The 25,523-nt window shown below is 69.9% G+C and carries 21 protein-coding genes; 7 read left to right on the forward strand and 14 right to left on the reverse strand.

Going from position 1 to position 25,523, the window contains the following annotated elements; translation table 11 throughout:
• Nucleotides 1-19 precede the first annotated feature (19 nt).
• The 3 genes from AC1DMQ_RS19940 to egtB all read left to right on the forward strand — a co-directional run bounded on the left by AC1DMQ_RS19940 (nucleotide 20) and on the right by egtB (nucleotide 7,155).
• Nucleotides 20-4,375 (forward strand): PAS domain S-box protein, encoded by a 4,356-nt coding sequence (locus tag AC1DMQ_RS19940; RefSeq protein WP_477035299.1) that lies wholly within the window; start codon nucleotides 20-22, stop codon nucleotides 4,373-4,375.
• A 1-nt stretch (nucleotide 4,376) separates the two neighbouring features.
• The gene (locus AC1DMQ_RS19945; protein WP_477035300.1) at nucleotides 4,377-4,835 is read left to right on the forward strand and encodes a response regulator transcription factor; all 459 of its coding nucleotides are present in this window, start codon (nucleotides 4,377-4,379) and stop codon (nucleotides 4,833-4,835) included.
• A 148-nt stretch (nucleotides 4,836-4,983) separates the two neighbouring features.
• Nucleotides 4,984-7,155: an ergothioneine biosynthesis protein EgtB gene (egtB, locus tag AC1DMQ_RS19950; protein ID WP_477035301.1), complete on the forward strand. Its 2,172-nt coding sequence runs from the start codon at nucleotides 4,984-4,986 to the stop codon at nucleotides 7,153-7,155.
• A gap of 76 nt (nucleotides 7,156-7,231) precedes the next feature.
• Here egtB and AC1DMQ_RS19955 read toward each other — a convergent pair whose 3' ends face one another.
• Nucleotides 7,232-7,441 (reverse strand): KGG domain-containing protein, encoded by a 210-nt coding sequence (locus AC1DMQ_RS19955; protein WP_018062559.1) that lies wholly within the window; start codon nucleotides 7,439-7,441, stop codon nucleotides 7,232-7,234.
• Between the two features lie 9 nt (nucleotides 7,442-7,450).
• Nucleotides 7,451-7,618, reverse strand: a complete 168-nt coding sequence (locus AC1DMQ_RS19960) for a hypothetical protein (protein ID WP_477035302.1) — start codon at nucleotides 7,616-7,618, stop codon at nucleotides 7,451-7,453.
• Between the two features lie 187 nt (nucleotides 7,619-7,805).
• Here AC1DMQ_RS19960 and AC1DMQ_RS19965 point away from each other — a divergent pair, with 187 nt between their 5' ends.
• Complete coding sequence (locus AC1DMQ_RS19965) at nucleotides 7,806-8,405, forward strand: DUF1345 domain-containing protein (protein WP_477035303.1); 600 nt, start codon at nucleotides 7,806-7,808, stop codon at nucleotides 8,403-8,405.
• Here the strand turns inward: AC1DMQ_RS19965 and AC1DMQ_RS19970 are convergent.
• The 3 genes from AC1DMQ_RS19970 to AC1DMQ_RS19980 form a co-directional block, all read right to left on the reverse strand.
• Complete coding sequence (locus tag AC1DMQ_RS19970) at nucleotides 8,383-9,192, reverse strand: hypothetical protein (protein ID WP_477035304.1); 810 nt, start codon at nucleotides 9,190-9,192, stop codon at nucleotides 8,383-8,385. The two genes, AC1DMQ_RS19965 and AC1DMQ_RS19970, sit on opposite strands and share 23 nt — an antisense overlap.
• Nucleotides 9,193-9,288: 96 nt before the next feature.
• On the reverse strand, nucleotides 9,289-10,788 hold the full coding sequence (locus AC1DMQ_RS19975) for an ATP-binding protein (protein ID WP_477035305.1): 1,500 nt from the start codon (nucleotides 10,786-10,788) through the stop codon (nucleotides 9,289-9,291).
• On the reverse strand, nucleotides 10,785-11,582 hold the full coding sequence (locus AC1DMQ_RS19980; RefSeq protein ID WP_477035306.1) for a response regulator: 798 nt from the start codon (nucleotides 11,580-11,582) through the stop codon (nucleotides 10,785-10,787). Before AC1DMQ_RS19980 ends, AC1DMQ_RS19975 begins: the two co-directional genes overlap by 4 nt.
• Before the next feature lie 104 nt (nucleotides 11,583-11,686).
• Here AC1DMQ_RS19980 and AC1DMQ_RS19985 point away from each other — a divergent pair, with 104 nt between their 5' ends.
• On the forward strand, nucleotides 11,687-12,118 hold the full coding sequence (locus AC1DMQ_RS19985; RefSeq protein WP_477035307.1) for an EF-hand domain-containing protein: 432 nt from the start codon (nucleotides 11,687-11,689) through the stop codon (nucleotides 12,116-12,118).
• A gap of 5 nt (nucleotides 12,119-12,123) precedes the next feature.
• Here the strand turns inward: AC1DMQ_RS19985 and AC1DMQ_RS19990 are convergent, their stop codons facing one another.
• Both AC1DMQ_RS19990 and AC1DMQ_RS19995 read right to left on the reverse strand, forming a co-directional pair.
• A complete protein-coding gene (locus tag AC1DMQ_RS19990) occupies nucleotides 12,124-12,837 on the reverse strand; it encodes an MBL fold metallo-hydrolase (protein WP_477035308.1) in 714 nt (237 codons plus the stop codon).
• 85 nt (nucleotides 12,838-12,922) lie between these two features.
• Nucleotides 12,923-14,506: an amino acid permease gene (locus AC1DMQ_RS19995; protein ID WP_477035309.1), complete on the reverse strand. Its 1,584-nt coding sequence runs from the start codon at nucleotides 14,504-14,506 to the stop codon at nucleotides 12,923-12,925.
• A gap of 247 nt (nucleotides 14,507-14,753) precedes the next feature.
• On the opposite strand from AC1DMQ_RS19995, the gene hrpB reads away from it, so the two are divergent.
• Complete coding sequence (hrpB, locus tag AC1DMQ_RS20000; RefSeq protein WP_477035310.1) at nucleotides 14,754-17,195, forward strand: ATP-dependent helicase HrpB; 2,442 nt, start codon at nucleotides 14,754-14,756, stop codon at nucleotides 17,193-17,195.
• Nucleotides 17,196-17,349: 154 nt separating this feature from the next.
• Here hrpB and AC1DMQ_RS20005 read toward each other — a convergent pair whose 3' ends face one another.
• The 6 genes from AC1DMQ_RS20005 to AC1DMQ_RS20030 all read right to left on the reverse strand — a co-directional run bounded on the left by AC1DMQ_RS20005 (nucleotide 17,350) and on the right by AC1DMQ_RS20030 (nucleotide 23,124).
• Nucleotides 17,350-19,161 (reverse strand): aminopeptidase P family protein, encoded by a 1,812-nt coding sequence (locus AC1DMQ_RS20005; RefSeq protein ID WP_477035311.1) that lies wholly within the window; start codon nucleotides 19,159-19,161, stop codon nucleotides 17,350-17,352.
• Nucleotides 19,162-19,203: 42 nt separating this feature from the next.
• Nucleotides 19,204-19,647 carry a hypothetical protein gene (locus tag AC1DMQ_RS20010; RefSeq protein WP_477035312.1) on the reverse strand — a complete coding sequence of 148 codons (444 nt, stop codon included), beginning with the start codon at nucleotides 19,645-19,647 and terminating at the stop codon, nucleotides 19,204-19,206.
• Between the two features lie 129 nt (nucleotides 19,648-19,776).
• Entirely contained in the window at nucleotides 19,777-20,118 is a 342-nt protein-coding gene (locus tag AC1DMQ_RS20015; protein ID WP_477035313.1) for an endonuclease domain-containing protein, read from the reverse strand.
• 131 nt (nucleotides 20,119-20,249) lie between these two features.
• Nucleotides 20,250-21,116 carry a 50S ribosomal protein L11 methyltransferase gene (locus tag AC1DMQ_RS20020; RefSeq protein ID WP_477035314.1) on the reverse strand — a complete coding sequence of 289 codons (867 nt, stop codon included), beginning with the start codon at nucleotides 21,114-21,116 and terminating at the stop codon, nucleotides 20,250-20,252.
• Between the two features lie 17 nt (nucleotides 21,117-21,133).
• Nucleotides 21,134-22,540: an O-antigen ligase family protein gene (locus AC1DMQ_RS20025; RefSeq protein WP_477035315.1), complete on the reverse strand. Its 1,407-nt coding sequence runs from the start codon at nucleotides 22,538-22,540 to the stop codon at nucleotides 21,134-21,136.
• A gap of 95 nt (nucleotides 22,541-22,635) precedes the next feature.
• Nucleotides 22,636-23,124, reverse strand: a complete 489-nt coding sequence (locus AC1DMQ_RS20030) for a hypothetical protein (RefSeq protein ID WP_477035316.1) — start codon at nucleotides 23,122-23,124, stop codon at nucleotides 22,636-22,638.
• A gap of 142 nt (nucleotides 23,125-23,266) precedes the next feature.
• Here AC1DMQ_RS20030 and AC1DMQ_RS20035 point away from each other — a divergent pair, with 142 nt between their 5' ends.
• Nucleotides 23,267-24,433 carry a low temperature requirement protein A gene (locus AC1DMQ_RS20035; protein ID WP_477035317.1) on the forward strand — a complete coding sequence of 389 codons (1,167 nt, stop codon included), beginning with the start codon at nucleotides 23,267-23,269 and terminating at the stop codon, nucleotides 24,431-24,433.
• Here AC1DMQ_RS20035 and pip read toward each other — a convergent pair.
• The gene (pip, locus tag AC1DMQ_RS20040; RefSeq protein ID WP_477035318.1) at nucleotides 24,430-25,419 is read right to left on the reverse strand and encodes a prolyl aminopeptidase; all 990 of its coding nucleotides are present in this window, start codon (nucleotides 25,417-25,419) and stop codon (nucleotides 24,430-24,432) included. The two genes, AC1DMQ_RS20035 and pip, sit on opposite strands and share 4 nt — an antisense overlap.
• Between the last annotated feature and the right edge of the window lie 104 nt (nucleotides 25,420-25,523).

Consider the following 25,523-nt stretch of genomic DNA (forward strand, 5'->3'; position numbering starts at 1 on the left):
TGCCGCGTCGGAGGTCCAGATGAACCACAACGAAGCGAGGCGACTCCGGGCGCTCCAGAGCTACGGCGTCCTCGATACGTCGCCTGATGTCGCTTTCGACCGCGTCACCCAGCTGGCCTGCGACCTGTTCGACGCGCCCATCGCCCTGGTTTCGCTGATCGACGAGACGCGGCAGTGGTTCAAGTCCCGCCAGGGTCTGGAGCCCTGCTCGACGGCGCGGGAATACGCCTTCTGCAGCCATGCCATCGAGATGGGCCCCGACGCGGTGATGATCGTCGAGGACGCGACGCTCGACCCGCGCTTCGTCGCCAATCCGCTGGTCGTCGGCGAACTGGGAATCCGTTTCTACGTCGGCGCCGTGCTGACCTCGCCGGAAGGCTACAATCTCGGCACGCTCTGCGTCATTGACACCCAGCCCCGCCCGCGGCCCACCGATCGTGACCTGAACCGCCTGCGAACCCTGGCGCGCATCGTCGTCGACGAACTGGAGCGGATGCGCCTCAGCCGCGTGGGCGGCGAACAGGCTCGCCTGCTGGCGCTGGCCGAGACCATGTCGGGCGTCGCCCATTGGCGTTACGACCTCGTCGGCCGCGAACTCTTCTGGTCGGACCTGGTCTACGACATCTATGGCGTTGATCGCCGAACCTACGATCCCAACCTCGATGACGGCCTGCAGGTCTACCATCCCGACGACCGCGACATGGTCGCCGCCCAGCTGCTGCAGGCGATCGCCACAAAGGGGGCGTTCAGCTTCCAGGCCCGGATGATCCGCCCTGACGGGGAAACTCGGATCGTCCAGTCCAAGGCAGGCTGCGAACTGGACGAGCACGGCGAGGTCGTCGCGCTGATCGGCCTGTTCCAGGACGTCACCGACCAGGTCCGCAATCTCGAAAACCTGACCGCCAGCGAGGCGCGCTACAGGCTTCTGGCCGAAAACACCTCCGACGTCATCGTCCGTTGCGCCCTGGACGGGGCTCTGCTGTACGTGTCGCCCGCTTGCCGAGCGTGGGGTTATGAACCCGAAGAGCTAATCGGCACGACCGCCGATCGTCTGGTCCATCCCGAGGACCTCGACCGCTTCCTGGTCAATTCCGCTCAGCTCTACGCCGGCGAGCCGCCCGACCCTTCTATCAACCGCGAGCACCGCTATCGGGCGGGCGACGGTCGCTGGATATGGCTCGAAGGCAATCCCCACATCGTTCGCGACGCCGAGGGCCGGGCCACCGAGATCGTCAATGTGTTCCGGGACGTCACCGAGCGCCGAGAACTCCAGGAACGCGCCGAGCGCATGGCGCGCCTGAGCGCCCTGGCCGAGGAAGTGGTGGGCATCGGGTACTGGCGGGTCGACCTGGCGACCGGCGAGGCCAACTGGTCGCCGCACGTCGCGACGATTTATGGCCTGGACCCCGATTCCGAGCTCCGACTGGACCAGTTCCTCGCGGCGGTGCATCCCGAAGACCGTCCGGCCCAACAGGTCCGGCTCAAACGAGCGCGCGAGGAGGGGATCGGCTGGAAGCTGGCCGTGACCCGCATCGTGCTGCCTGACGGCCGACTGCGCTACCTCGAAGGCCACGGCTATTGCGAACGCGATGCGGCCGGGCAGGTGATCGCGCTGTTCGGCGCCGTCATCGACATCACGGCGAAAGTCACGGCCGAAATCTCGCGCGCCGAAGACGAAGCTCGCTATCGCGCGATGTCCGAGCGCGTGCTGCTGGCCACCGAGGCCGGCCAGATCGGCGTCTGGGAGTGGAACGTCGAAACCAACGCGGTGACTTGGGACGACCGTATGTACGCCCTGTACGGCGTAACCCCCGGCGAACCCATGGACGTCGACCGGTTCATAGCCTGCCTGCATCCCGCCGATCGCGCCGACGAGCACGCGCGAAACCGGGCCGCCGTAGCGGGCGAGACGCCCTACGACACCGAGTTCAGGATCGTGCGCTCCAACGGGGAAGTGCGGTCCGTTCGGGCCCAGGCGACGATCCTGCGCGGTGAGGACGGCGCGCCGGTCCGGCTGGTGGGCGTCAACTGGGACGTCACCGCCGTGCGCGATCTGGAACGCTCGTTGCGGGCCAGCGAGGATAGGGCCCGCAACGTGATCGCCAGCGCCCACCAGGCCATCGTCACCGCCGACGAAGCGGGGCGGATCACGGGCTGGAACCGTCATGCCGAGCTGACCTTCGGTTGGAGCACGACCGAGGCGGTCGGCGCCGATCTGGCGATGATCCTGCCCGCGGGCCACGCCGGCGTGGCGGCCTTCCTGGGCGGCGGCTTCGGCGACGACATCGACCAGCGTGTCGAGACCATCGCCCGCCGCAAGGACGGCGTCGAGTTCGCGATCGAGCTGGCGGTCAGCGCGGTGCGCGACGCGGCGGGCTGGGAGTTGACCGCGCTGATGCACGACATCAGCGAGCGCAAGGCGCAGCTGGAGCTGTTCGAGAACGCTTTCGAGCACGCCGCGATCGGCGAGTGCCTGGTCGGGCTCGACGGGTCGTTCCTGAAGGTCAATCCGACGCTATGCGAGATGGTCGGCTACAGCCGCGAGGAACTGCTGGCCCTGGACTTCCAGGCCATCACCCACCCGGACGACCTGGATGCCGACCTCAGCCTGGTGACCGACCTCTACAACGGGCTGATCTCGACCTACCGGATGGACAAGCGGTACATCCGCAAGGACGGCGCGATCATCTGGATCCAGCTGTCGGTGTCGCGGGTCGACAATCCCGACGGTTCGCCCCGCTATTTCATCTCGCAGATCGAGGACCTGACCGCCCGGCGCGAGGCCGAGGCCGCGCTGAAGGACAGCGAGGCCCGCTACCGGCTGATGGCGGAAAACACCACCGACATGATCATCACCGCCGATCTGGGCGGACGGGTCACGTTCGTCGCCGCGTCGTGCCACGCTTTGCTGGGCTATGGGCCGGACGAGGTGGTCGGCCACAGCGCGCTGGATCTGGCCTATCCGGAGGATCGCCTGAGGGTGCGCCGGATCTATCGCAACCTGACCAAGGGCAAGCCGTCCGAGCGGGTGCGCTGGCGGGTGCCGCACAAGTCGGCCGAGCGGGATGTCTGGCTGGAATCGAACCCGTCGCTGCTGCGCGACCCGGCGACCGATGCACCGACTGGATTCCTCGATGTGATCCGCGACGTGACCGACCAGGTCGTTCAGGAAGGCGCGCTGGCCGCCGCCCGAGCCGCCGCCGAGGCGGCCGCGACGGTGAAGGGCGAGTTCATGGCCAATATGAGCCACGAGATCCGCACCCCCCTCACGGCGGTCATCGGCTTCTCCGGGCTGCTGGCCCAGCGGCCCGACCTGGACGAGGTGTCCCAGCGGTACGTGCAGCGGGTGTCGAGCGCCGGTCAGGCGCTGCTGGCGATCGTCAACGACGTGCTCGATTTCTCCAAGCTCGAGGCGGGTCAGGTCGAGATCACGCCGCGCGCGGTCTCGCCGCTGGCGGTGGCCCAGGACGCCCTGGCGCTGTTCGCGCCCCAGGCCGACGCCAAGGGGCTGTGGCTGGAGTGCCAGGCCGAAGGCGACCTGCCCGAGCGGGTGATGATCGATCCGGACCGTGTCCGCCAGGTGCTGCTCAATCTGGTGGGCAACGCGGTCAAGTTCACCGAGCAGGGGGCCGTGCGGCTGTTCGTCAGCTACGACGCCGGCGCGGCGACGCTGCGCATGCGGGTCGAGGACACCGGCGAGGGCATGAGCGTCGAGCAGCAGATCAAGCTCTTCCAGCGCTTCTCGCAGGTCGACGCCTCTTCGACCCGCAAGCACGGCGGGACCGGCCTGGGCCTGGCGATCTGCAAGGGTCTGACCGAGGCCATGGGCGGCGGCATCGCGGTGACCAGCGTCCCAGGCGAGGGGACGGAGTTCACCTTCCATATCCTGGCCGAACAGGCGGCCGGCCTGGCCGGCGAGCTTCCCGCGCTCGGGCCCGCGCCGGCGGCCGACGTCCACCGTCTGGACGGGGTTCGCGTGCTGGTGGTCGACGACAACTTCGTCAATCGCGAACTGGCCCGCACCGTGCTGGAGCACATGGGCGCCGAGGTGGCCGAGGCCGCCGGCGGCCGCGCCGCGATCGAGGCCGCTGCCGTCGAGCCGTTCGACTGCATCCTGATGGACCTGCGGATGCCCGGGGTTTCCGGGACCGACGCCCTTTGCGAGATCCGCGATACGCCCGGCCCCAACCAGGACGTCCCGATCCTGGCCTTCACGGCGGATGCGGACCACAGCCTCCTGGGCCCGGACCACGGCTTCGACGGCCTGGTGTCCAAGCCCATCATGGCGGCGGACCTGGTCGAGGTCGTGGATCGGTGCACGCGCTGGAACGGCGCTCCCGACGACGTCGATCCCCTCGACCTCGCGGAGGCGTGAGGTGGGGCGCACGCGCATCCTGATCGTCGAGGATGATCCGATCATCCTCGACCTGATCACCACCCGTCTCGATATCGCGGGCTACGACACTTATTTCGCCCGCGACGGCTTCGAGGGCCTCTCGCGCCTGCACGAACTGCGGCCCTCGGCCTTGGTGCTGGACCTCAACATGCCTCGGCTCGACGGCTTTGGCCTGCTGCGCAAGATGCGGCTGGAGGGGCTCAACACGCCGACCATGGTGCTGACGGCCCGCAATCAGCCCGACGACGTCCAGCAGGCCATCACCCTGGGCGCCCGGGACTTCCTGGCCAAGCCGTTCAAGGACGATCAGCTGTTGCAGCGGGTCGGCCGACTGCTGCGCAAGGCGCCGTCGAGGCCCGCCAAGGCGGCGCCCGAGGCCGAAAGTCCGCCGGTGGTCCACCTGCCGATCGACGACGGGCCGGAGCCCTTCCTGCTCTGAGCGGACGGCGGCGGTCGAGGTTCTTCGACCTGCGTTCACTTTTTATTCCCGGCGCCGCTTGAACCCGGCGGGGGGAACACTCAAGTTGCTTATTCGTTGAGCTCATCGGGCGGCGGCAAGCTCCCGACGCAGGGCCGCAGGAGAGCGCATGAGTCCCGACGACACCCCCGCACGGGAGGCCACAGAGGCCCGCGCCATCGCCCTTGTGGATCGCTATCTGGCGGTCCGGCGACGCACCGAAGCCCTGGCCAAGCCCCTCTCGCCCGAGGACCAGGGCGCGCAGTCGATGCCGGACGCCAGTCCGGTCAAATGGCACCGGGGCCATACCGCCTGGTTCTTCGAGACCTTCCTGCTGACGCCGTTCCTGCCGGGCTATCGGGTGTTCGATCCGGCCTTCGCCTATCTGTTCAATTCCTATTACGAGGCCGTGGGGCCTCGCCAGCCGCGGCCCTTGCGCGGCCTGATCACCCGGCCGTCGGCCGACGAGGTCGGGGCCTATCGCGCCCATGTCGACGCCGCCATGATCCGCCTGCTGACCACATCGCCGACCGCCGAGGTCATCGAGCGCCTGGACCTGGGCCTGGCCCATGAGGAGCAGCACCAGGAGCTGATCCTGATGGACCTGCTGCACTTGTTCGCCCAGTCGCCCCTGCAGCCGGCCTATCGCGATGCGGCGCCGCCGGAGCGCCCGGTCGCCGCCGCGATCCGCTATCTCGCCTTCGAGGGCGGGCTGGCCGAGATCGGCGACGAGGGTCCCGCCTTCGCCTTCGACAACGAGCGGCCGCGCCACAAGGTCTATCTGGAGCCCTACCGCCTGGCCGACCGGCTGGTGACCAACGGCGAGTGGCTGGCCTTCATCGAGGACGGCGGCTATCGCCGGGCCGACCTCTGGCTTTCGGACGGCTGGGCCGCCGTAAACGAACAGGCCTGGGAAGCGCCGCTCTACTGGCGGCAAGAGGACGACGGCGCCTGGTCGGTCATGACCCTTTCGGGCCGGCGTCCGATCGATCCCCACGCGCCTGTGGGTCACGTCAGCTACTACGAGGCCGCCGCCTTCGCCGCCTGGTCCGGCCGCCGCTTGCCGACCGAGGCCGAGTGGGAGGCCGCCGTCACGGCTCCGGAAGGGCGGGGGCTGCGCCAGACGTCCGACGAGGCCTGGCAATGGACCGCCAGCCCCTATGTCGCCTATCCGGGCTTCAGGCCGGGCGCGGGCGCGCTTGGCGAGTACAACGGCAAGTTCATGATCAACCAGATGGTCCTGCGGGGCGGGGCGGCCGAGACGCCGCCCGGTCATGCGCGGCCGTCGTATCGCAATTTCTTCCATCCAGCCCAGCGTTGGGCGTTTACGGGGGTTCGCTTGGCCGACGACATGAGCGTGCTGGACCGCGAGACGGCGACACCGACCTCGACGTTCCTGGACGATGCGCTGGCGGGCCTGACGGCCGAGCGCAAGACGCTGCCGGCCAAGTACTTCTACGACGCCGAGGGCTCGCGCCTGTTCGAGGCGATCTGCGAGCTGCCGGAATACTATCCCACCCGCACCGAAACGGCGCTGCTGCGCCGGATCGCGCCCGAGATCGCCGCCCGTGTGATGGAGGGCGCGGCCCTGGTCGAGTTCGGCAGCGGCGCCAGCACCAAGACCCGGCTCCTGCTGGACGCCATGCCGCAACTGGCCGTCTACGTCCCGATCGACATCAGCCAGTCGGCGCTGGACGAGGCGAGCGAGGCGCTTCGCCGCGACTATCCGGGCTTGATCGTCGCGCCGCTGGTGGACGACTTCACCCGCGCGGTCCGGCTGCCCGCGGCGGCGCGGGGACGGCCGGTGACCGGCTTCTTCCCGGGCTCGACGATCGGCAACTTCGCGCCGGCCGAGGCCGAGGAGTTCCTGCGCGGCGCCCATGAGCTGCTGGGCGATGGCGCCATGTTCGTGGTCGGGGTGGATATCGCCAAGAGCCCGGACGTCCTGGTGCCCGCCTATGACGACGCCCAGGGCGTGACGGCGGCGTTCAACAAGAACGTGCTGGCGCGGATCAACAAGGAGCTGGGCGGCGACTTCAACCTGGAAGCCTTTGACCATCGGGCGATCTGGAACGCCGACGAAAGCCGCATGGAAATGCATCTGGTCAGCCGCATCGAGCAGACAGCGCGACTGGCGGGCCGCGAAATCCGCTTCGAGGCCGGTGAGACGATCCACACCGAGAACTCTTACAAATACACCCCGGAGATGTTCGTGGAGCTGGCCCGCCGCGCGGGCTGGAAGGTCGCGGCGCGCTGGATCAGCGACAGCCCGAGCTTCGGCGTCTTCGCCCTGGCCGGCTGAGGCGGGCGGCGGTCAAGTCCAGAGCGGCCGCGGCCCCCGGACCCTCGAAAGGGCCGGGGCCGCGGCGCGCTTCATGTCAGGCGTCGCGCCCGGGCATACGCCCGCCGCCACGCGACGAGGAGCCTCCCTTGCGGCCCGCATTGGCCGCGAGGTCGCGATCCTTGGCGAAGCTGCGCTTTTCACTGGGAACACTGGCGCCCCCTTTACGCGCGATCTCGCGGCGACGTTCGGGGTCCATGGCGGCGAAGCCTCGGCGGCCGCGGGGCCGTTCGGTGTCGAGGTCCATAGGTTGCTCCTAATCGGGACTGGTCACGGGGGGGAACGGCGTGGCTGAACGGTCATAGGGCCGGTCGTCGCCCGGTTGCACCGGCGGCTCGCGCATCGGCTCTTCGTCGGGCGTGGCGCCCGGGTCGTAGTCGGGTTGCGTGGGCTCGATCGGCGGCGGAGCGTCGGGGTCCGTCATGGCGTCCTTCCATGGTTCCAGTGAAGTAACCGGTGAAGTCGCGTTCGGTTCACCCAACAGGCGAGACAAAATTGCAGAGTTTGGTGTTAAGCCTCACGGGAGCAAGGCGAACGGCATGACCAAGGCCACACCGAAAAAACCTGAAAGCGCAGCAATATCGCGCCATTGGCGGCTATGGGCGGCCGGCTTGGCGGGCCTTTTCGGCTGGCTCGCGGCGCGTCATTTAAATGCTCCGGTCAGCACGCATATATTGATCGGCTGGGACGTTTGCGCGCTGCTCTACGTGACGACCACGTGGCATCTCTTTCTGACGGCCGACGAGGCCGAGGTCCGTCGGCGGGCCGCCGCCGAGGACGAGAAGCCGTCGCAGATTCTGCTGATCATACTGGCCGCGATCCTGTCGAGCCTGGCCGCGGTGGTGGCCGCCATGCTGCATGCGAAGTCGGCGGGGCCGGAAATCCAGGCGATCACCGCCGCCTGCGCGGGGGTGACCCTGGTGTTGTCCTGGGTGGTTCTGCACTCGGTGTTCACGCTGCACTACGCCCATCGCCACTTCGGCGACGGAACGGACAAGCCCGGCTTCCTGTTCCCCGGCGAGCCGGCCAGCACCTATCTGGACTTCGTCTACCTGGCCTTCAGCATCGGGGCGACGTTCCAGGTTTCGGACAACAACGTGCTGACGGCCAAGCTGCGCAACCTCGTCACCGCCCAGGCGGTCTGCGCCTATTTCTACAACACCGCCGTCCTGGCCCTGGGGATCAATATCATCGCCGGGCTGGTGAGCTAGGGCGCGGACCTTCCAGGCGGGCCTGGAGCGGGGTCTGCGGCAGGTCGGCCAGCCGCAGCTTGCCGTCGCCGTCGGTGTCGAGCAGGGCGAAGCGGGCCTTGGCCGCCTTGGCCGCCTCGGCGCGGGTGATGCGGCGGTCGAAGTCGCCGTCGGACGCCATCACGGGCTCGGGTTCGGGCAGCAGGCTGTAGGGCGTGGCGCCTTGCAGCATGCCGCCCATCGGGCTTCCGCCGCCGCGCTTGCCGCCGCCGCCGGGAGGACCTCCGCCGCCGCCGCGTCGTCCGCCGCCGCCGTGACCGCCTTGTCCGCGCGGGCCGCCCTGGCCGCGCATGCCGGGGCCTTCACCGCCGCCCTGGAAACCCTGCAGGATCTCGGGCGCGACCTGGGTCTCGTAGGCCGAGACCTCGAAACCGTCGATCACCCCGCTGTGGTCGCCGTCGATCCTGTCGAAGAACCGCAAGGCGTCGGCGACGAACTCGTCGCGTGTCAGGGCGCCGTCATGGTCGGCGTCGGCGCCGGCGAACCAGGCGGCGATGGGGTAGGGCGCGCCGGGTTCGGCGCGGAACGGCTCGCCCGCCGGGCTGATGAACAGGCTGCGGCGCGGCTGGCGCGGCGGACCGCCTTCCTCGCCCTCGCCCGGCGGTCGGTCGCGCGGCGCCTTACCCCAGTCGCCGCGCGGGCCGTCTTGCGGCGGGCCGGACGCGCAGGCGCCCAGGCACAGGGCGGCGAACATCAGGATGCAGGTGGCGCGCAGGCTGGCCAGGCTGGGGAGGGCGGGAATTTGCATCCCTTGATCAAGCCCGCCGGCATGTCGTGCGTATGGCGCAGCTTTTGCGGGCCCGCAACAAATGGGCGGGTTCCTTATCCGTTGCGTATCCGGGACCTAGAACGGCAGTTCGACCCGGGCGCGCAGCCCGCCTTCGGGACGGTTGTGCAGGGTGACGTCGCCGCCGTGGGCGCGGGCCACCGAGCGGACGACGGCCAGGCCCAACCCGATCCCGCCGGTCTCGCGGTTGCGCGAGGGTTCGCTGCGGAAGAACGGCTCGAACACCCTGTCCAGCTCGGCGGGAGGAATGCCGGGACCGACGTCGTCGATCTCGATCACCGCCAGACGGCCCTCGGCGCGAACCCGACCCTGCACGGCGCCGCCGTACTTCAGGCCATTCTCGACCAGGTTGGTCAGCAGGCGGCGCAGCGCGACGGGGTCGCCGTCGATGATGATCTTCTCGCCCAGTTCCACCGAGGCCTGGCCGCCGGTCTCGGCGGCCTCGTCGATGATGCTTTCCAGCAGCGAGGCCAGTTCCAGCTTGGTGCGCTCGGCCGGGCGCGTGGTGTCGCGCACGAAGGCCATGGTGGCGGCGATCATCGCCTCCATCTGGTCGATGTCGGACGCCAGCTTGGCGCGGACATCGTCCGGCACAGCCTCGATCCGGAAGCGCAAGCGGGTGAGGGGCGTGCGCAGGTCGTGGGCCACCGCGCCGATCATCGCCGTGCGGTCCTCGACATAGCGGCGCAGGCGCTCCTGCATCATGTTGAACGCGTTGGCCGCGGCGATCACCTCGGACGAGCCGTGCAGGGCCAGGGGCGCGGCGCGCGGGTCGCGGCCCAGGCGCTCGGCCGCGCCGGCGAAGGCGCTGATCGGACCCGATAGCCGGCGGGCGAACAGCCAGGCCAGGGGCGAGACGCACAGCACCGACAGGGCCAGGATCAGCAGGATCCGTTGCTGCCAGCTGTCGAAACGGATGGCCGGCTTGGGCTCGATCACCGTCCAGCGGCCGTCGTCCTGGTGGATGGCCACCTTGAAGTCGCCGACGATGAACGGCTCGTCGCGCGGGGGATCCAGTCGCTGGGCGCGGGGCGGGCCGCCCGGACCGTCCGGCGGACCGCCGGGGCCGCCCATGCCGTCGGGACCGCCGCGACGGTCGCCCGGTCCCTTGTTGTCCTTCGGGCCGCCGTGGCGTTCGAGGTCGTCCGGGCCGTTCCGCGGCGTTCCGCGCTGGACGAGCGTGCGTTTCTGGGCGCGAACGAAGAAGCGGGGGCCGGTGTCGATGTCCATCTCGATCCGGGCCGGATCGACGCCGATCTCGCGGGCGAGGGCGCTCTTGAACTCGGCGCGACGGCGGTTGTCGACCAGGCCCCGGATCGGGCCGGCGTGGCGGCGGAGCAGGAGGACGCGTCCGTCGCGCGGCTGAACCGTCGCGCCGCCCTTCACGGTGCGGGCGATCTCGCTCAGCCGGTAGATTTCGGGCGGCGGCGGCGGCAGGTTGAAGACCACGGCGATGGCGATCAGCTGCGCCGCCACCAGGGTGACGATGACCAGGCCCAGGGCCTGGACGAACAGCGGGGCGCTGCTCGGGCCCTTCACCCGCACGCGTTCGCTCATGGGGTGCGGGTCACCTTGGACGTGAACATGTAGCCTTCGCTGCGGATGGTGCGGATCAGTTCGCCGCCGCCGCCGTCGTCGAGCTTGCGGCGCAGGCGGCTGATCTGGACGTCGATGGCCCGGTCGTAGGCGTCGCTTTCACGGCCTCGGGCCAGGTCCAGCAATTGGTCGCGGGTCAGCACGCGCTGCGGACGCTCGACGAAGGCGCGCAGCAGCGAGAACTCGCCGCTCGACAGGTTGACCACCACCGACTGCGGCGAACGCAGCTCGCGGCGGACCAGGTCCAGGCGCCAGCCGGCGAACTCGCAGGCCGCGCCCATGCCGTCGTCGACCGTGCGCGGCTCCTGCCGGCGGCGCAGCACGGCGCGGATGCGGGCCAGCAGCTCGCGCGGATTGCACGGCTTGGGCAGATAGTCGTCGGCGCCGAGCTCGAGCCCGACGATGCGGTCGGTCTCCTCGCCCATGGCCGAGAGCATGATGATGGCGGGGCCGTCGGCGGCCGACAGGCGGCGGCAGATGGCCAGGCCGTCCTCGCCGGGCAGCATGATGTCCAGCACCACCAGGTCGACCGGCCCGCGGGCCAGGGCCTGCTCCATGGTCCGGGAGTCGGAGGCGGTGTCGATGCTGTAGCCGTGGCGGCCCAGGAAGTCGGCCACGACGTCGCGGATGCCCGGATCGTCGTCGACGATCAGGATGCGGGCGCCGCGTGCGGGATCGGTGTTCTGACCGGAGGTGTTCTGGCCGGACGTGGAGGCGGCGGCGGAGGCCGTCGCGGGATCTTGCGAACTTTCCATGACTTGCTCTTTCCACGCCCCCGTCTCCAGCAGATTTCACGGCTGCAACAGGGAAGCAACCCGCGCATGCGACCAATCCCCGCAATTGTTGTTTGGAGACAAGCATGTCCCGTCTTCTGCCGACGGCCTTCGCCGTCCTTTCCCTCGCCTCCGTCGCCGGTCTCGCCCACGCCCAGGGGCCGCGCGGCAATCAGGACGCCAATGGTGACGGGGTGATCAGCGCCCAGGAATTCGAGGCCGCCGCCAAGGCGCGGTTCCAGCGCATGGACCCCAACCAGGATGGGGTGATCGACGCCGCCGAGCTGGCCGCGATCGAGAAGCGGATGGAAGAGCGCCGCGCCGCGCGGCCCGACGCGGGTTCGGGGCCCGGCGCTGGGGGCGGCATGTTCGCGGCGATGGACGCCGACCACGACGGCAAGGTCACCGAGGCCGAAGCCTTGGCCGCCAGCAAGGCTCGCTTCGCCAAGCTGGACGCCGACAAGGACGGCTCGCTCAGCGCGGCTGAACAGCCGGCTCGGCGTACTCCCGCGAACTAGCCCGCCTAGCCCGGCGAGCGGTTGACCGGCGCTTCGTAGTCCTTGCCTTCGACGTTCATTGCTTCGATCGCCAGGTCGCTGACGAACGGGTTGGACCGACGCTCGGCCCCGAAGGTCGACATCGGGCCGTGGCCCGGCACGAACTGGACGTCGTCGCCCAGCGGCCACAGCTTGCCGGTGATGGCGTCCAGCAGGTCCTGGTGGTTGCCGCGCGGGAAGTCGGTGCGGCCGATCGAGCCCTTGAACAGCACGTCCCCCACCTGGGCGAAACGCGCCTGGCGGTGGAAGAAGATCACGTGGCCCGGCGTATGGCCGGGGCAGTGCAGCACCTCGAACTCGGTCTCGCCCAGGGTGACCACGTCGCCGTCGTCCAGCCAGCGGTCGGTGACGAAGATCCGCGCCTCGGGCACGCCGTAGCGCTCGCCGGTCGACTGGATCTGATCGATCCAGAACTGGTCGTCCTTGTGCGGTCCCTCGATCGGAACGCCGGTCAGGCGCTTGAGCTCGGCCGCCCCGCCCGCGTGGTCCATGTGGCCGTGGGTGATCCAGATCTTCTCCAGGGTCAGGCCCTGGTCGCTCAGCGCCTTCATCAGGCGCGGCACCTCGCCGCCCGGATCGATCACGGCGGCCTTCTTGGTCTTGGCGCACCAGACGATCGTGCAGTTCTGCTGCAGCGGCGTGACCGGCGCGATGACGGCGCGGATCGGCATCTCGGCCATGCGGGGCGGGCTCCAGAACGAAAACGGGCGGAGACCTGAAGACCTCCGCCCGTCCGACCTAAGCGTTATCGGCTCAGGATCAAGACTATTCCGCGCCGGGCAGACCGGTGGGCGGCGCGTCGGGGTCCAGTTCGTGGACCTCGTCGGTGAGGCCGCGGCCGACGTGGCTCTTGCGATAGCCGTAGGCGAAGTAGACCACCAGGCCCAGGGCGCCCCAGATCGGCAGGACCGCCATCGCCTCGAGCGGCAGGTTGAAGTAGAGGCCCGCGCAGCCGACCATGGCCAGGGGCGCGATGACCCAGACCGCCGGCGTCTTGAACGGACGCGGACGGTTCGGATCCTTCACCCGCAGCACCATCACCGCGATCGCCACCATGAAGAAGGCGAACAGGGTGCCGGAGTTGGAGATGTCGGCCAGTTGGCCCACCGGGAAGAACGCCGCGGCGATCGCGACGCAGACGCCCGTGAAGATCGTCACGATGTACGGCGTCTTCCACTTCGGGTGGATGTTGGCCAGGCTTTGCGGCAGCAGGCCGTCGCGGGCCATGACGAAGAAGATCCGGGTCTGGCCGTAGATCATCATCAGGATGACCGAGGGCAGGGCCAGGTTGGCGGCCAGGCCCAGCAGGTTGCCGACGACCGGCCAGTTGATCTCGCGCAGCACGTGGGCGAGGGCTTCGTTCGAGCAGACCAGGCGGTCGGCGTTGGCGGCGGTGGCGCAGGCGGCCTGGAAGGCGGCCGAACCGGGCTGGACGACCGAACCGTCCAGAGCCAGCACCGGCTGGGCGCCGATGGCGCCGATCGCGCCGGCCGCGACCAGCAGGTAGAACACGGTGCAGAGCGCCAGGCTGCCGATTAGGCCGATCGGCACGTTGCGTTGCGGGTTCTTGGTCTCTTCGGCGGCGGTCGAGACCGCGTCGAAGCCCACATAGGCGAAGAAGATCGAGGCGGCGGCGCCGACCACGCCCATGCCCGTCGTCCCGGTCGGACCGAACCAGCCGTTGGGGGTGAAGGGCGAGAAGTTGCCGGTCTTGATCACGGGAATGGTCAGGATCACGAAGGCCGTCAGGGCCGTGACCTTGATCACCACCAGCACCGCGTTGACGCGAGCGCTTTCGGTGGTGCCGCGAACCAGCAGCGCCGTCACGGCCAGGGCCACCATGATGGCCGGGATGTTGACGATGCCCTTGCTGAAATCGGCGGTCGGCACGAAGCCGTTCATCGACCAGGCGGGACCGGATCGTAGGAGGTCCGGCCAATGGAAGTGAAGGGCGTTCTCGATCAATCCGAGGAAATAGCCCGACCATCCGACCGAAACGGCGCTGGCGGCGACCGCGTATTCCAGGATCAGCGCCCAGCCGACCATCCAGGCCAGCAGTTCGCCCATCACGGCGTAGGTGTAGGTGTAGGCCGAGCCCGACACCGGCAGCATCGAGGCCAGTTCCGAATAGCAGAGCGCGGCGATGGCGCAGACGGCGCCGGCGATCACGAAGCTCCACATCATGCCCGGGCCGGCCTTCTGGGCGGCGGCGGCGGTCAGGACGAAGATGCCGGTGCCGATGATGGCGCCGACGCCCAGCAGGGTGAGTTGAATGGGACCGAGCGAGCGATGCAGCGACTTCTTCTTGGCCGTTGCTAGAATCGCATCCAGTGACTTAACGCGCCACATATTTCCTCCAGAGACCCGCGGCCCACCCCCGGGGGGCCGCGTAGATAAATTTTGCGGACCGTGGCCCGGTTAACGGGACGCGGTCAAGGTAAAGCGGAGGGTGTGCGTAATTGTTCGCCCCCCTGTGCGCAATACGGGCCATGGCGTGCCGGGCGGATGTTGCGACGCAGCACGCTTCGTAGCCGTTGCTGCCTCTGGGTTAGGCGGTCGGCTTGGCGATTTGGCCGCTCGCCGTTAAACCCGCCGGGTGACCCTTCCCATCCATGAGGCCCTGCCGGCCCTGAAAGCCGCCTTGAGCGCGCGCGAGGCCGCCGTGCTGGTCGCGCCGCCCGGCGCGGGCAAGACCACGGTCGTGCCCCTGGCCCTGCTGGGCGAGTCGTGGGTCGCCGGCGGCAAGATCGTCATGCTGGAGCCGCGTCGCTTGGCGGCCCGGGCCGCGGCCTCGCGCATGGCCCAGAGCCTGGGCGAGAGCGTCGGCGAGACGGTGGGCTTCCGCGTGCGGCTGCAGTCGAAGGTCTCGGCCAGGACCCGCGTCGAGGTGGTGACCGAGGGCGTGTTCACCCGGATGATTCTGGACGATCCGGGCCTGGACGGCGTGGCGGCGGTGATCTTCGACGAGTTCCACGAGCGCAGCCTCGACGCCGACCTGGGCCTGGCCCTGGCCCGCGACGCGCAAGGGCTGGTGCGCGAGGACCTGAAAATCCTGGTCATGTCGGCCACCCTGGACGGGGCGCGGATCTCGGCCCTGCTGGGCGATGCGCCGATCGTCGAGAGCCAGGGACGGATGTTCCCGGTCGACACCCGCTACCTGGGGCGCGACGAGCGTCAGCGGCTTGAAGAGCGCGTGGTCCGCGCCGTCGAGCGGGCCTTGGCCGAGGAGAGCGGCAGCCTGCTGGTCTTCCTGCCGGGGCAGGGAGAGATCCGCCGCACCGAGACCCTGCTGCGCGAGCGCCTGCGCCGGCCCGAGGTCGATGTCGCGCCGCTGTACGGCGCGCTGGAGCCCGCCGAGCAGGATCGCGCCGTGGCCCCGGCCGCGCCGGGGCGTCGCAAGGTGGTGCTGGCCACCTCGATCGCCGAGACCAGCCTGACCATCGAGGGCGTGCGCGTGGTGATCGACTGCGGCCTGGCTCGCGTGCCGCGCTTCGATCCGTCCAGCGGCCTGACCCGGCTGGAGACCGTCCGCGTGTCGCGCGCCGCCGCCGACCAGCGCCGGGGTCGGGCCGGACGCACCGAGCCGGGCGTCTGCTACCGCCTGTGGGACGAGCCCGAGACCCGGGCCCTGCCGGCCTTCGCCCGGCCGGAGATCCTGGAAGCCGACCTGTCGAACCTGGCCCTCAACCTGGCCCGCTGGGGCGCGCGCGACGCCGCCGACCTGGCCTTCCTCGACAAGCCGCCGTCCGCCGCCTTCACCGAGGCCCGGACCCTGCTCAACCGCCTCCAGGCCCTGGACGGGCAGGGCGGCCTGACCCCTCACGGCCGGGCCCTGGCCGACATGCCCCTGGCCCCGCGCCTGGCCCACATGGTGGTGCGCGCCGCCGCCTCGGGACAAGCCGAGCGGGGCGCGAAGATCGCCGCCGTGCTCAGCGAGCAGGGCCTGGGCGGCCGCGACGTCGATCTGCGCCACCGGCTGGAGAGCTTCGACCGCGACCGCTCGCCCAGGGCCCGCGACGCCCGGACCTTGTCGGAGCGATGGGCCCGTTCCGCCGGCCGGGCTTCCGGCGCGACGCCGCTCGACGACGCCCTGCTGCTGGCCGAGGCCTATCCGGAGCGGGTGGCGCGGGCGCGGGGCAAGCCGGGCGAATACCAACTGGCCGGCGGGCGCGGGGTTTATCTGGAGCCGACCGACGCCCTGGCCCGCGAGACCTGGCTGGCGGTGGGCGAGCTGGGCGGCGGCGAGGCCCGCGACCGCATCCTGCTGGCCGCGCCGCTGGATGAGCTGGCCCTGCGCGAGGCCTTCGCCGATCGTCTGGTCGCCGAGGACCGGCTGGAGCCCGACGCCAAGGGCAAGGTCCGCGCTCGCCGCCTGCTGCGTCTGGGCAAGCTGGTGGTCGAGGAGCGGCTGCTGGACAAGGTCGATCCGGCGCTGGTGGCCGGGGCGCTGCTGGACCAGGTCCGGCGCGAGGGTCTGTCGGCCGTGCCGCTGGGCGAGGGCGCCCAGGCCCTGCGCCGCCGCGCGGCCTTCCTGCGCGACCGCGACGCCGAGACTTGGCCCGACCTGTCGGACGCGGCTCTGCTGGAACGTCTGCCGGACTGGCTCGAGCCTCTGCTGGTCGGCCGCTCGGCCTTGAGCCAGCTCCCCGACGGCGCCCTGACCGACGCGATCCGCACGCTCGTGCCGTGGGAGCTGCACCGCCGCCTCGACGCCGAGGCCCCGGCGCGGTTCACGGCGCCGACCGGATCCAGCTTCGCCATCGACTACGCCGCCGACGGCGGGCCGCGCGTGGATGTCCGGGTGCAGGAGCTGTTCGGCCTGACGACGCATCCGACGGTGGGCGGCGTGCCGCTGGTGCTGGCGCTGCTGTCGCCGGGGCACAAGCCGATCCAGATCACGCGGGACTTGCCGGGGTTCTGGAACGGGTCCTGGCGGGAGGTGAAGACGGAGATGAAGGGGCGGTATCCGAGGCATGTCTGGCCGGAGGATCCGGCGGGGGCCGCGCCGACGACTAGGGCTAAGCCTAGGGGAACCTAGGTCAGCGGCTCACCCACTTGCCCCCACCTGACCGCTTCGCGGTCTGTCCGCCCCCATAGGGGGCGGAGGACGCGCGTTCTGAACCTCCGCCTCCTATGGGGGCGGACAGGCGACGCAGTCGCCAGGTGGGGGCAAGTGAGTGTGATCTCACGCCCTAAAGCGGCGCGCAGACCTCTTCCAGCCAGGCCCGGATCTCCGGCTCGACCAGCGGCCCGATCTCCTTCACCACGCGCACGTGATACGCGTCGAACTGGGCGATCTCCTCTGCGGACAGCAGGCCCTTGTCCACCAGCCGCCGATCGATCGGCGCCAGCGTCAGCGCGTGGAAGCGGTGCATCGGCCGGTCGCCCGTGCCGACCGCCTCGGCGGGCATCACCACTTCGAGGTTCTCGATGCGGATGCCGTATTCGCCGTCCTTGTAGTAGCCCGGCTCGTTGGAGACGATCATGCCGGGCTGCAGGGCGATGGTGTTCGGCGCCTTGGAGATCCTCTGCGGACCCTCGTGCACGCCCAGATAGACGCCGACGCCGTGGCCGGTGCCGTGGTCGTAGTCCAGGCCATGGCTCCACAGCGCGGCGCGGGCGAAGGCGTCGATGGCCGAGCCGGTGGTGCCGGCCGGGAAGCGCAGGCGGGCGATGGCCAGGTGGCCCTTCAGGACCAGGGTGTTGCGGGTGACCATCTCGGCCGTCGGCTCGCCGATGGCGACCGTGCGGGTGACGTCGGTGGTGCCGTCCAGGTACTGGCCGCCGCTGTCGACCAGCAGCAGCGAGCCCATGGCGGCGCGTTCGTTGCTGCGCTCGGTCGGGCGGTAGTGGGGCAGGGCGCCGTGGCCGTTGGCCGCGCCGATGGTGTCGAAGCTGAGGTCCTTCAGCACGCCGGTCGCCTCGCGGAAGGCCTCCAGCTTGGCCACCGCCTCCTTCTCGTCCGGTGGATTGACCTGGCCCTCGGTCGCCAGCCAGTGCAGGAACCGGGTCAGGGCCGCGCCGTCGCGCTTGTGGGCCTCGATCGTGCCGGCGATCTCGACGGCGTTCTTGCAGGCGCGGGGCAGGGTGCAGGGGTCCATGGCGCGGACCACCTCGGCGCCGGCGGCGACCAGGGTGTCGAAATACCAGGCCGAGGACTGGGCCGGATCGACGACGACCTTCAGGCCGGTCAGTTCGGCCAGGGCGCTATCGAGGGCCTCGGGGCCTTCCAGCGACACCTGGTTGCCCAGCCACGCCGGCAGGTCGTCGGTGACCTTGGCGGGGTCCAGGAACAGGCGCGCCGTGCCGTCGGCGCGCAGCACGGCCTGGGACAGCGGCAGGGGCGAGCGGATCACGTCGCCGCCGCGGATGTTGAACAGCCAGGCGATCGAGGCCGGGGCGGTGATCACGGCGGCGTCGGCGCCGAAGGCCGCGACGGCCGAGCCGACGCGGGCGCGCTTGGAGGCCGACTCCTCGCCGGCGTACTTCACCGGCTGCGGCACGACCGGCGCGGCGGGCTGGGCTGGACGCTGGGCGCCCCAGGCCTCGTCGATCGGATTGACCGCGACGGGCTTCAGCGCCGCGCCGGCCTTGGCGGCGGCGGCCTTCAAGCCGTCCAGCGCCTGGGGGCTGTGCAGGCGGGCGTCGTAGCCGATCACCGCGCCCTTGGAGGCGGTCTCGAGATAGGCGGGCACGCCGCCCTCGACGAGGTCGCGGATCTCGAACACGCCCTGGTCGACCTGGTCGCGCACCTGCAGGGTGTAGCGCCCGTCGACGAACACGGCGGCGCGATCCTTGAGGATCACGCCGGCCCCGGCCGAGCCGGTGAAGCCGCTGGCCCAGGCCAGGCGATCGTTGGCGGCGGGCAGGTATTCGTTCTGGTGCTCGTCCTCGTGCGGCACGAGGAAGCCGTCCAGGCCCTGCCGCGCCATCGCGGCGCGGATCAGGGGAACGTGGCGAGGGCCGAAGCCCGGATCGGTGGATTCATCGAAGGTCTGGCGCATGCCCTCGATGTAATCCTACCCCGCTCTAGTGGGAAGAGGGGCTTAGTTCACCGGCTGGGGCTGTTGGGCCGGCGGCGGGTTGATGTTCGGATCGGCCGACGGCGCGATGGTGTCGTCGCGCGACAGGGCGGCGCGGTCGGCGGCGTCCTGGGCGGCCTGGGCGGCGTTGGAAGCGGTCGCCTCGGTCGAGCGGCGGGCGCTGTCGGCGGCGGCGCTGGCGTCGCGGGCTGCCTGCTGGGCGACGATCGTGGCCTGGGCGGCCCCGGTCTGGGCGCCTTCGACCACGCCGACGGCGCGACCTTGCTCCTGGGCCTGGGCGATCTGGTCCTGGCTGGGCGTGCGCGCCCCGACTGTCAGCATGAAGGCGATGGCCACCACGGCGACGATGGCTACGGCCCCGGCCACGAACCAGCCGGTGGCGCCGCCCTCGCGACGAACATGCACCACCCGCTCGGGCGGCGGGCCTTGGGGATCGACATAGGTCATGACGTTGCTCCTGGAGCGAGAGTGTCCCGGCAGGAGAAACGTGGGTCGTGGTCAGGGTGTTCCGTATCCTTGAACCCTCTCCCTTGGGAGAGGGAGGGACCCGCGCCGGAGGCGTGGGAGGGAGAGGGTTTATGGCCTCGCCGTCTTGAGCGCGGAGAGGATAGCCTCCGCGACGCCGCCTGGATCGGTCAGGACGTGCTCGTTCGGAAACCGCATCACGTGAAAGCCGCAGGCCTCCAGCACCTCGGTGCGCTCGGCGTCGTAGAGTTCTCGCTCCTCATGGGCCTTGCCGTCGAGTTCGATGACCAGCCGTCTTTCGCTACAGAGGAAATCGACGAAGTAGCGATCGATCGGAACTTGCCGTTTGAACTTGAAGCCTTGCAAGCGGCCCGCCCGGACGATGGTCCAGAGTTTGGCCTCTGCCAGGGTCTGGTTGCTTCTTAGGCGACGGGCGTTGGCTGTGCGGTCCATGGGGGTAGCTTGGCTGGACAGCAGCAGGGCGCAACGAAAGTAACCGTCATTTCAGACGGCGTAATCCCTCTCCCTCCCACCGCTTCGCGGCGGGCCCCCTCCCTCTCCCAAGGGAGAGGGTGAGTTCAAGCCTACGGCCGCTGCAGAACCAGCGCCGCCCAGGCGTCGCGGTGGATGCGGTTGACCACCTTGAAGCCGCGCGAGACGTAGGCGGCTTTCACCATGCGCTCCTGGGTGCGCAGCAGGCCCGACAGGATAACCGTGCCGCCGGGGACCAGGGCGTTCTTGATGTCCTGGGCCAGGCTGACCAGCGGCCGAGCCAGGATGTTGGCGAACACCAGGTCGTAGGGGGCGTTGTCGGTCACCAGGCGGTTGGAGAGGCCCGAGGCGTGGACGAACCGGGCGTTGGCGCGGTTGACCTTGGCGTTCTCCTTGGAAATCCGCACGCTGGGCTTGTCGATGTCGGTGCCGACGGCGATCTTCGACCCGGTGCGGGCCGCGGCGATGGCCAGCAGGCCCGTGCCCGCGCCGACGTCCAGAACCTTGTTGAACTTCCTGGCCTTGATCAGCTTGTCGTAGGCCATCAGGCAGCCGACGGTCGTGCCGTGGTGGCCCGTGCCGAAGGCCGCGCCGGCCTCGATGCGCAGGTTGACGGTGCTGGCCGGCAGGCGGCCGCGGTCGTGCATGCCGTAGACGAAGAACCGCCCGGCGCGCACCGGCGGCAGGCCCGACAGCGCCATGGCCAGCCAGTCGGCGTCGGCCAGCTGCTCGCGCACCACCTTCAGCGGATAGCCGGCCAGGACTTCCAGCAGGCCGGCGTCTTCGTCGTCATTGGTCGGGAAGGCGTCGATGCGCCAGATGCCCTTGTCCTCGTCCTCTTCGAGGATCGAGTAGGTCGCGCCCTCGAGGCCGGGGTGGTTGTCGATGGCGTCGGCGGCGGCTTCGGCGTCGGCGCGCGCGCCGCGGGCGACGATCTGCTGGGGCGTGTAGTCGGTCATGCCGCTCCAGTAGCCGCCTAAGCAGCGAAAGGCGAGACCGCGCGCTTGCCAAATGTGGGCTGGAAGGCCGGACGGCGGGCCGGGGCCGGCGTCCAGATCTCAGGTGCGGGCTCTGGCGGGGCCAGGCTCCAGGTCAGGGGCGCGGGCGCGAACAGCGGACGGCGGACGGCCTTCTCACGCTGAGCGCCCAGCGCCCAGACCGGTCCCAGCAGCCGCGTCACCGCCGCGCAGGCCAGGGCCCAGGCGATGCCGTTACGTTCCAGGATGAAGCTCTCGGAGAAGGTGGTCATCAGGAAGATGGCCAGGAACAGGGTCGCCCAATAGCCGTCCTGCACCTTGCGGAAGCGGAACAGGGCGACCAGCAGCGAACCGCCCAGCACCAGGGCGCACAGCCCCACGCCGATCCAGCCCAACTGGGCCAGGATGTCGAGCCAGCCGTTGTGGGCGGTGGGCACCAGCCAGCCGGTCTCCTTGCGGATCCATTGGGCGGGATGGGATTCCAGGGTCCAGAACACCGCGTAGCCGTAGCCGGTCAGCGGCGCCTTGGCCGACTGGCGCAGCAGGGCGGCCCAGATGTCGGTTCGGCCGGTCAGGGTCGGGTCCTTGCCTAGCGCCTTGAACACCAACTCGGGCGCCAGCCACATCACCATCACCGCGACGCCGATCACGGTGACGCCCAGCCAGACCACGATCACGGCCGTCGCTGGTCCGCGCCGCATGGCCGTCAGCAGCATCGAGCCGAGGAGGCCCATCAGCAGCACGACCAGCGAGGTCTTGGACTTGGTCATCACGATCAGCGCCGCGCACAGCAGGATCGTGACAATCATCTGCTTTCGCCGGGGCGAGCCGGCCAGGATCGCGGCCATGGCGGCCAGGGCGCCATAGACCATCATCGCGCCCATCTGGTTCTTCTCGTACCAGAGGCCGCGCCAGTCGCCGGCGTTTACGTCGTGGTGGACGCCCATCGAGGGGTAGGCCACCGCCGCCAGCCCGCCGCCGATGGCCAGGAACAGGAAGGTGGTGGCGATGATCTCGGCCATCCGCCGTCCGTCGAAACTGGCCGCGAAATAGAGGCCGAACAGGGTGGTGAAGGCCGCCGCCAGGGCCCGGCGATTGGTGGTGCCCGGGTCCAGCGACCACGAGGCCGAGGCGAACACCCAGAAGATCAGCAGGCCCAGCATGACGGCGGGAAACCAGAACCGCATCACGCGCGGCGCGCGCCAGGCGGCCAGGCCCAGGATCAGCGCGTACACGGGCAGCCACATCAGCCGAAGCACGGGAATGTTCTCGCCGCCGGCCTGCAGTGGGTCAAGCAGCGGGCCGATGAAGGCGTTGGACAGCATGAACAGCACGAAGCCGCAGGCCAGGGCTTCCAGCTTGCGCCAGATATCGGGCCGTTCGCCGTCTTGCTGCTGTGCGTCCAAGTTCCGATCCTCGCCTGTGGCGCGAAATGGAACACGCGCCGGCCGTCGGGACGGTCGGCTGCAAGGCGGGGGCCGTGCGGCCTGGCTTTGGCGGTCTAGTAGGCGGCGGCCAGAGTGACGGACTCCGGAGCGCGGGGCGCGTCCGGGGCGTCGATCGCCTGGGGCGGTTCTGGCGCAGCAGGCGCGTCTTCCGGCAGGCGGGTGTTGAGGATGTCGCCGCCGGTCGACGGCCAGCTTCGTTCGGCCGTCTGGATCACCCGGGCGGGCTGGGCCTGCTGCGTGGGTTCGGTCCAGGACGTGGGCACGTATTCGGGCACTTCGTACGAGGCCACGACCACGGGCGGCTGGTCGGGCTGCTGGGCGCGCAGGAAGTCGGTGCCGATCACGTAGTCGGGAACCTTGCCGGTGGGCCAGGCGATCGGCTGGGCCTGGGCGTATGGCGTCTCGGGCGCGAAGGCGGTTTCGGCCTCGGGCGCGGTTTGCGAACCGGTCTTCAGGAGCAGCCCGCCGGTCAGGCCGATCGCCAGGGCGACGGCGGCGCCGATCAGGGCGGTGCGATGGGGGAGGAGGTCAGCGGCGTCCATACCAACAGAAGTGCGCTGGACGGCAAAACGTTCGATCCCGATCGTGCGATTGCCTTCATCGACGCGTGTCCGGCGCCGAAACCGGCCTCCACTTTCGGCTGCCACGCCTTAGGCTGGCGACTCGCCACCAGGGGAAACCGACATGCCAAGCCGCCACATGCTCCGCGACCGGGCCTCGGGCGGCCACGCGCGCGTCACCTATGTCGAGCTGTTCTTCGACCTGGTGTTCGTGTTCGCGGTCACCCAGCTGTCGCATGGCCTGATGGAGCATCCGACCCTGCTGGGCGTGGTCGAGACCGGCCTGCTGCTGATGGCCGTCTGGTGGGCGTGGATCTTCACGGCCTGGGTCACCAACTGGCTGGATCCCGAGCGCAAGCCGGTGCGGATCATGCTGTTCGTGGTGATGGTGGTGGGCATGGTCCTGACCATGTCGATCCCCAAGGCGTTCGGCGAGCGTGGCCTGATCTTCGCCCTGGCCTTCGTGGCGATCCAGCTGGGGCGCAGCGTGTTCACCGCCTGGGCGATGCGGGGCCACGCCTTCCAGAGCCGCAACTTCATCCGGATTTCCGCGTGGTTCGCGGCCTCGGGCGTGTTGTGGATCGCCGGCGGCCTGGCCGAGGGCGGCGCGCGGCTGGCGCTGTGGGGCGGGGCGATCGCCCTGGAGTACATCTCGCCGGCCCTGGGGTTCTGGACCCCCGGCATGGGTCGGGCCCGCGCCGAGGAGTGGGACGTCGAGGGCGGACACCTGGCCGAGCGCTGCGCCCTGTTCACGATCATCGCCCTGGGCGAGTCGATCCTGGTCATGGGCGCGACCACGGCGGGCCTGGCCTGGACGCCGGGCGTGATCGCCGCCTTCCTGGCCTCGTTCGCCGGCAGCCTGGCCATGTGGTGGATCTATTTCTCGGATACGGCCGAGGCGGCCAGCGAGGCGATCAGCCACGCCAAGGATCCCGGCCGCGTGGCCCGCGCGGCCTATACCTATATCCACCTGTTGCCGATCGCCGGGATCATCGTCACGGCCGTCGCCGACGAGTGGACCATCCACCATCCGACCGGCCATACCGATCCGAAGACCGCCGCCGCCCTGATCGGCGGACCGTTCCTGTTCCTGCTGGGCGGCCTGCTGTTCAAGCGGGCGGTGTTCCGGACGTGGGCGCCGGCGCAGATCGTGGCCCTACTGGCGCTGGCGGCCCTGGCCCCAGTCAGCCTGATGGTCAGCCCGCTGGTCCTGTCGATCGCCACGACGCTGGTTCTGCTGGGTCTGTCCGTCCGGGAAGGACTGGCGCGTCGCGCCGAGGCGAAGGCCTAGACGCTCAGCGCCGCGTTCGTCGCCCGCACCAGGCCGTCGATGACGCCCGGCTCGGTCGAGGCGTGTCCCGCGTCCCAGACAATCTCGAACTTGGCTTCGGGCCAGGCCCGATGCAGCGACCAGGCGCTGTCGAGCGGCGTGACCACGTCGAAGCGGCCCTGGACGATCCAGGCCGGGATGTGCCGGATCTTGTCGATGTTCTTCAGGATCCAGCCGTCCTCATCGAAGAACCCGCCGTTGGTGAAGAAGTGGCACTCGATCCGCGCGAAGGCGATGGCGAAGTCTTCCTCGTTGAACTTCGGGGGACGAGCCTCCGGGCCGCGCAGCGAGATGGTATCGCCTTCCCACTGGCTCCACGCCCCGGCCGCCTCGGCCTGGATTCGGCGGTCGGGATGGGTCAGGCGCTTGTGATAGGCGGCCATCAGGTCGCCGCGCTCCTCGACCGGGATCGGGGCCAGGAACCGCTCCCAGGCGTCCGGGAACAGCATCGAGGCGCCGTCCTGGTAGAACCAGCGCAGCTCCTTCTGGGTCAGCAGGAAGATGCCGCGCAGCACCAGGCCCTCGACGCGGTCGGGGTGGGCGATGGCGTAGGCCAGGGCCAGGGTCGAGCCCCACGAGCCGCCGAACACGGTCCATTTCTCGATGCCCAGGTGCTCGCGCAGCCGCTCGATGTCGGCGATCAGGCTCCAGGTGGTGTTGTCGTCGAGGCTGGCGTTGGGGCGCGAGCGGCCGCAGCCGCGCTGGTCGAACAGCGCCATGCGCCATTTATTGGGATCGAAGAACCGCCGCATGGTCGGATTGACCGCCCCGCCCGGGCCGCCGTGCAGTATCACCGCCGGCTTGCCGCGCGGCGCGCCGCATTCCTCGTAGTAGATCTCGTGCGGACCGTCGGTGCTCAGCCAGCCGAACGAGAAGGGCTCGATGTCGCGAAACAGGCCGCGACGACCGATGGCGGACATGGGGGTGGCGGAAGCATTGCGGTCCATGACGCAACCCTAAACCCGTTTCGGGGGGCGAGGGAACGGCGGGAGGGGTTCATTTCCCCCCATTGGTCGCGTATCGGACGGGAATGATCGCGCGACTCCTCCCG

It is taken from the genome of Caulobacter sp. 05L422 (genome assembly GCF_056397765.1).

What these genes read in the sequence shown, in the direction of transcription:
- AC1DMQ_RS19940 (WP_477035299.1), top strand. Translation starts at nt 20, where the DNA reads ATGAACCACAACGAAGCGAGGCGACTCCGGGCGCTCCAGAGCTACGGC.
- egtB (WP_477035301.1), top strand. Translation starts at nt 4,984, where the DNA reads ATGAGTCCCGACGACACCCCCGCACGGGAGGCCACAGAGGCCCGCGCC.
- AC1DMQ_RS19955 (WP_018062559.1), bottom strand. Translation starts at nt 7,441, where the DNA reads ATGGACCTCGACACCGAACGGCCCCGCGGCCGCCGAGGCTTCGCCGCC.
- AC1DMQ_RS19960 (WP_477035302.1), bottom strand. Translation starts at nt 7,618, where the DNA reads ATGACGGACCCCGACGCTCCGCCGCCGATCGAGCCCACGCAACCCGAC.
- AC1DMQ_RS19970 (WP_477035304.1), bottom strand. Translation starts at nt 9,192, where the DNA reads ATGCAAATTCCCGCCCTCCCCAGCCTGGCCAGCCTGCGCGCCACCTGC.
- AC1DMQ_RS19975 (WP_477035305.1), bottom strand. Translation starts at nt 10,788, where the DNA reads ATGAGCGAACGCGTGCGGGTGAAGGGCCCGAGCAGCGCCCCGCTGTTC.
- AC1DMQ_RS19980 (WP_477035306.1), bottom strand. Translation starts at nt 11,582, where the DNA reads ATGGAAAGTTCGCAAGATCCCGCGACGGCCTCCGCCGCCGCCTCCACG.
- AC1DMQ_RS19985 (WP_477035307.1), top strand. Translation starts at nt 11,687, where the DNA reads ATGTCCCGTCTTCTGCCGACGGCCTTCGCCGTCCTTTCCCTCGCCTCC.
- AC1DMQ_RS19990 (WP_477035308.1), bottom strand. Translation starts at nt 12,837, where the DNA reads ATGGCCGAGATGCCGATCCGCGCCGTCATCGCGCCGGTCACGCCGCTG.
- AC1DMQ_RS19995 (WP_477035309.1), bottom strand. Translation starts at nt 14,506, where the DNA reads ATGTGGCGCGTTAAGTCACTGGATGCGATTCTAGCAACGGCCAAGAAG.
- AC1DMQ_RS20005 (WP_477035311.1), bottom strand. Translation starts at nt 19,161, where the DNA reads ATGCGCCAGACCTTCGATGAATCCACCGATCCGGGCTTCGGCCCTCGC.
- AC1DMQ_RS20010 (WP_477035312.1), bottom strand. Translation starts at nt 19,647, where the DNA reads ATGACCTATGTCGATCCCCAAGGCCCGCCGCCCGAGCGGGTGGTGCAT.
- AC1DMQ_RS20015 (WP_477035313.1), bottom strand. Translation starts at nt 20,118, where the DNA reads ATGGACCGCACAGCCAACGCCCGTCGCCTAAGAAGCAACCAGACCCTG.
- AC1DMQ_RS20020 (WP_477035314.1), bottom strand. Translation starts at nt 21,116, where the DNA reads ATGACCGACTACACGCCCCAGCAGATCGTCGCCCGCGGCGCGCGCGCC.
- AC1DMQ_RS20030 (WP_477035316.1), bottom strand. Translation starts at nt 23,124, where the DNA reads ATGGACGCCGCTGACCTCCTCCCCCATCGCACCGCCCTGATCGGCGCC.
- AC1DMQ_RS20035 (WP_477035317.1), top strand. Translation starts at nt 23,267, where the DNA reads ATGCCAAGCCGCCACATGCTCCGCGACCGGGCCTCGGGCGGCCACGCG.
- pip (WP_477035318.1), bottom strand. Translation starts at nt 25,419, where the DNA reads ATGGACCGCAATGCTTCCGCCACCCCCATGTCCGCCATCGGTCGTCGC.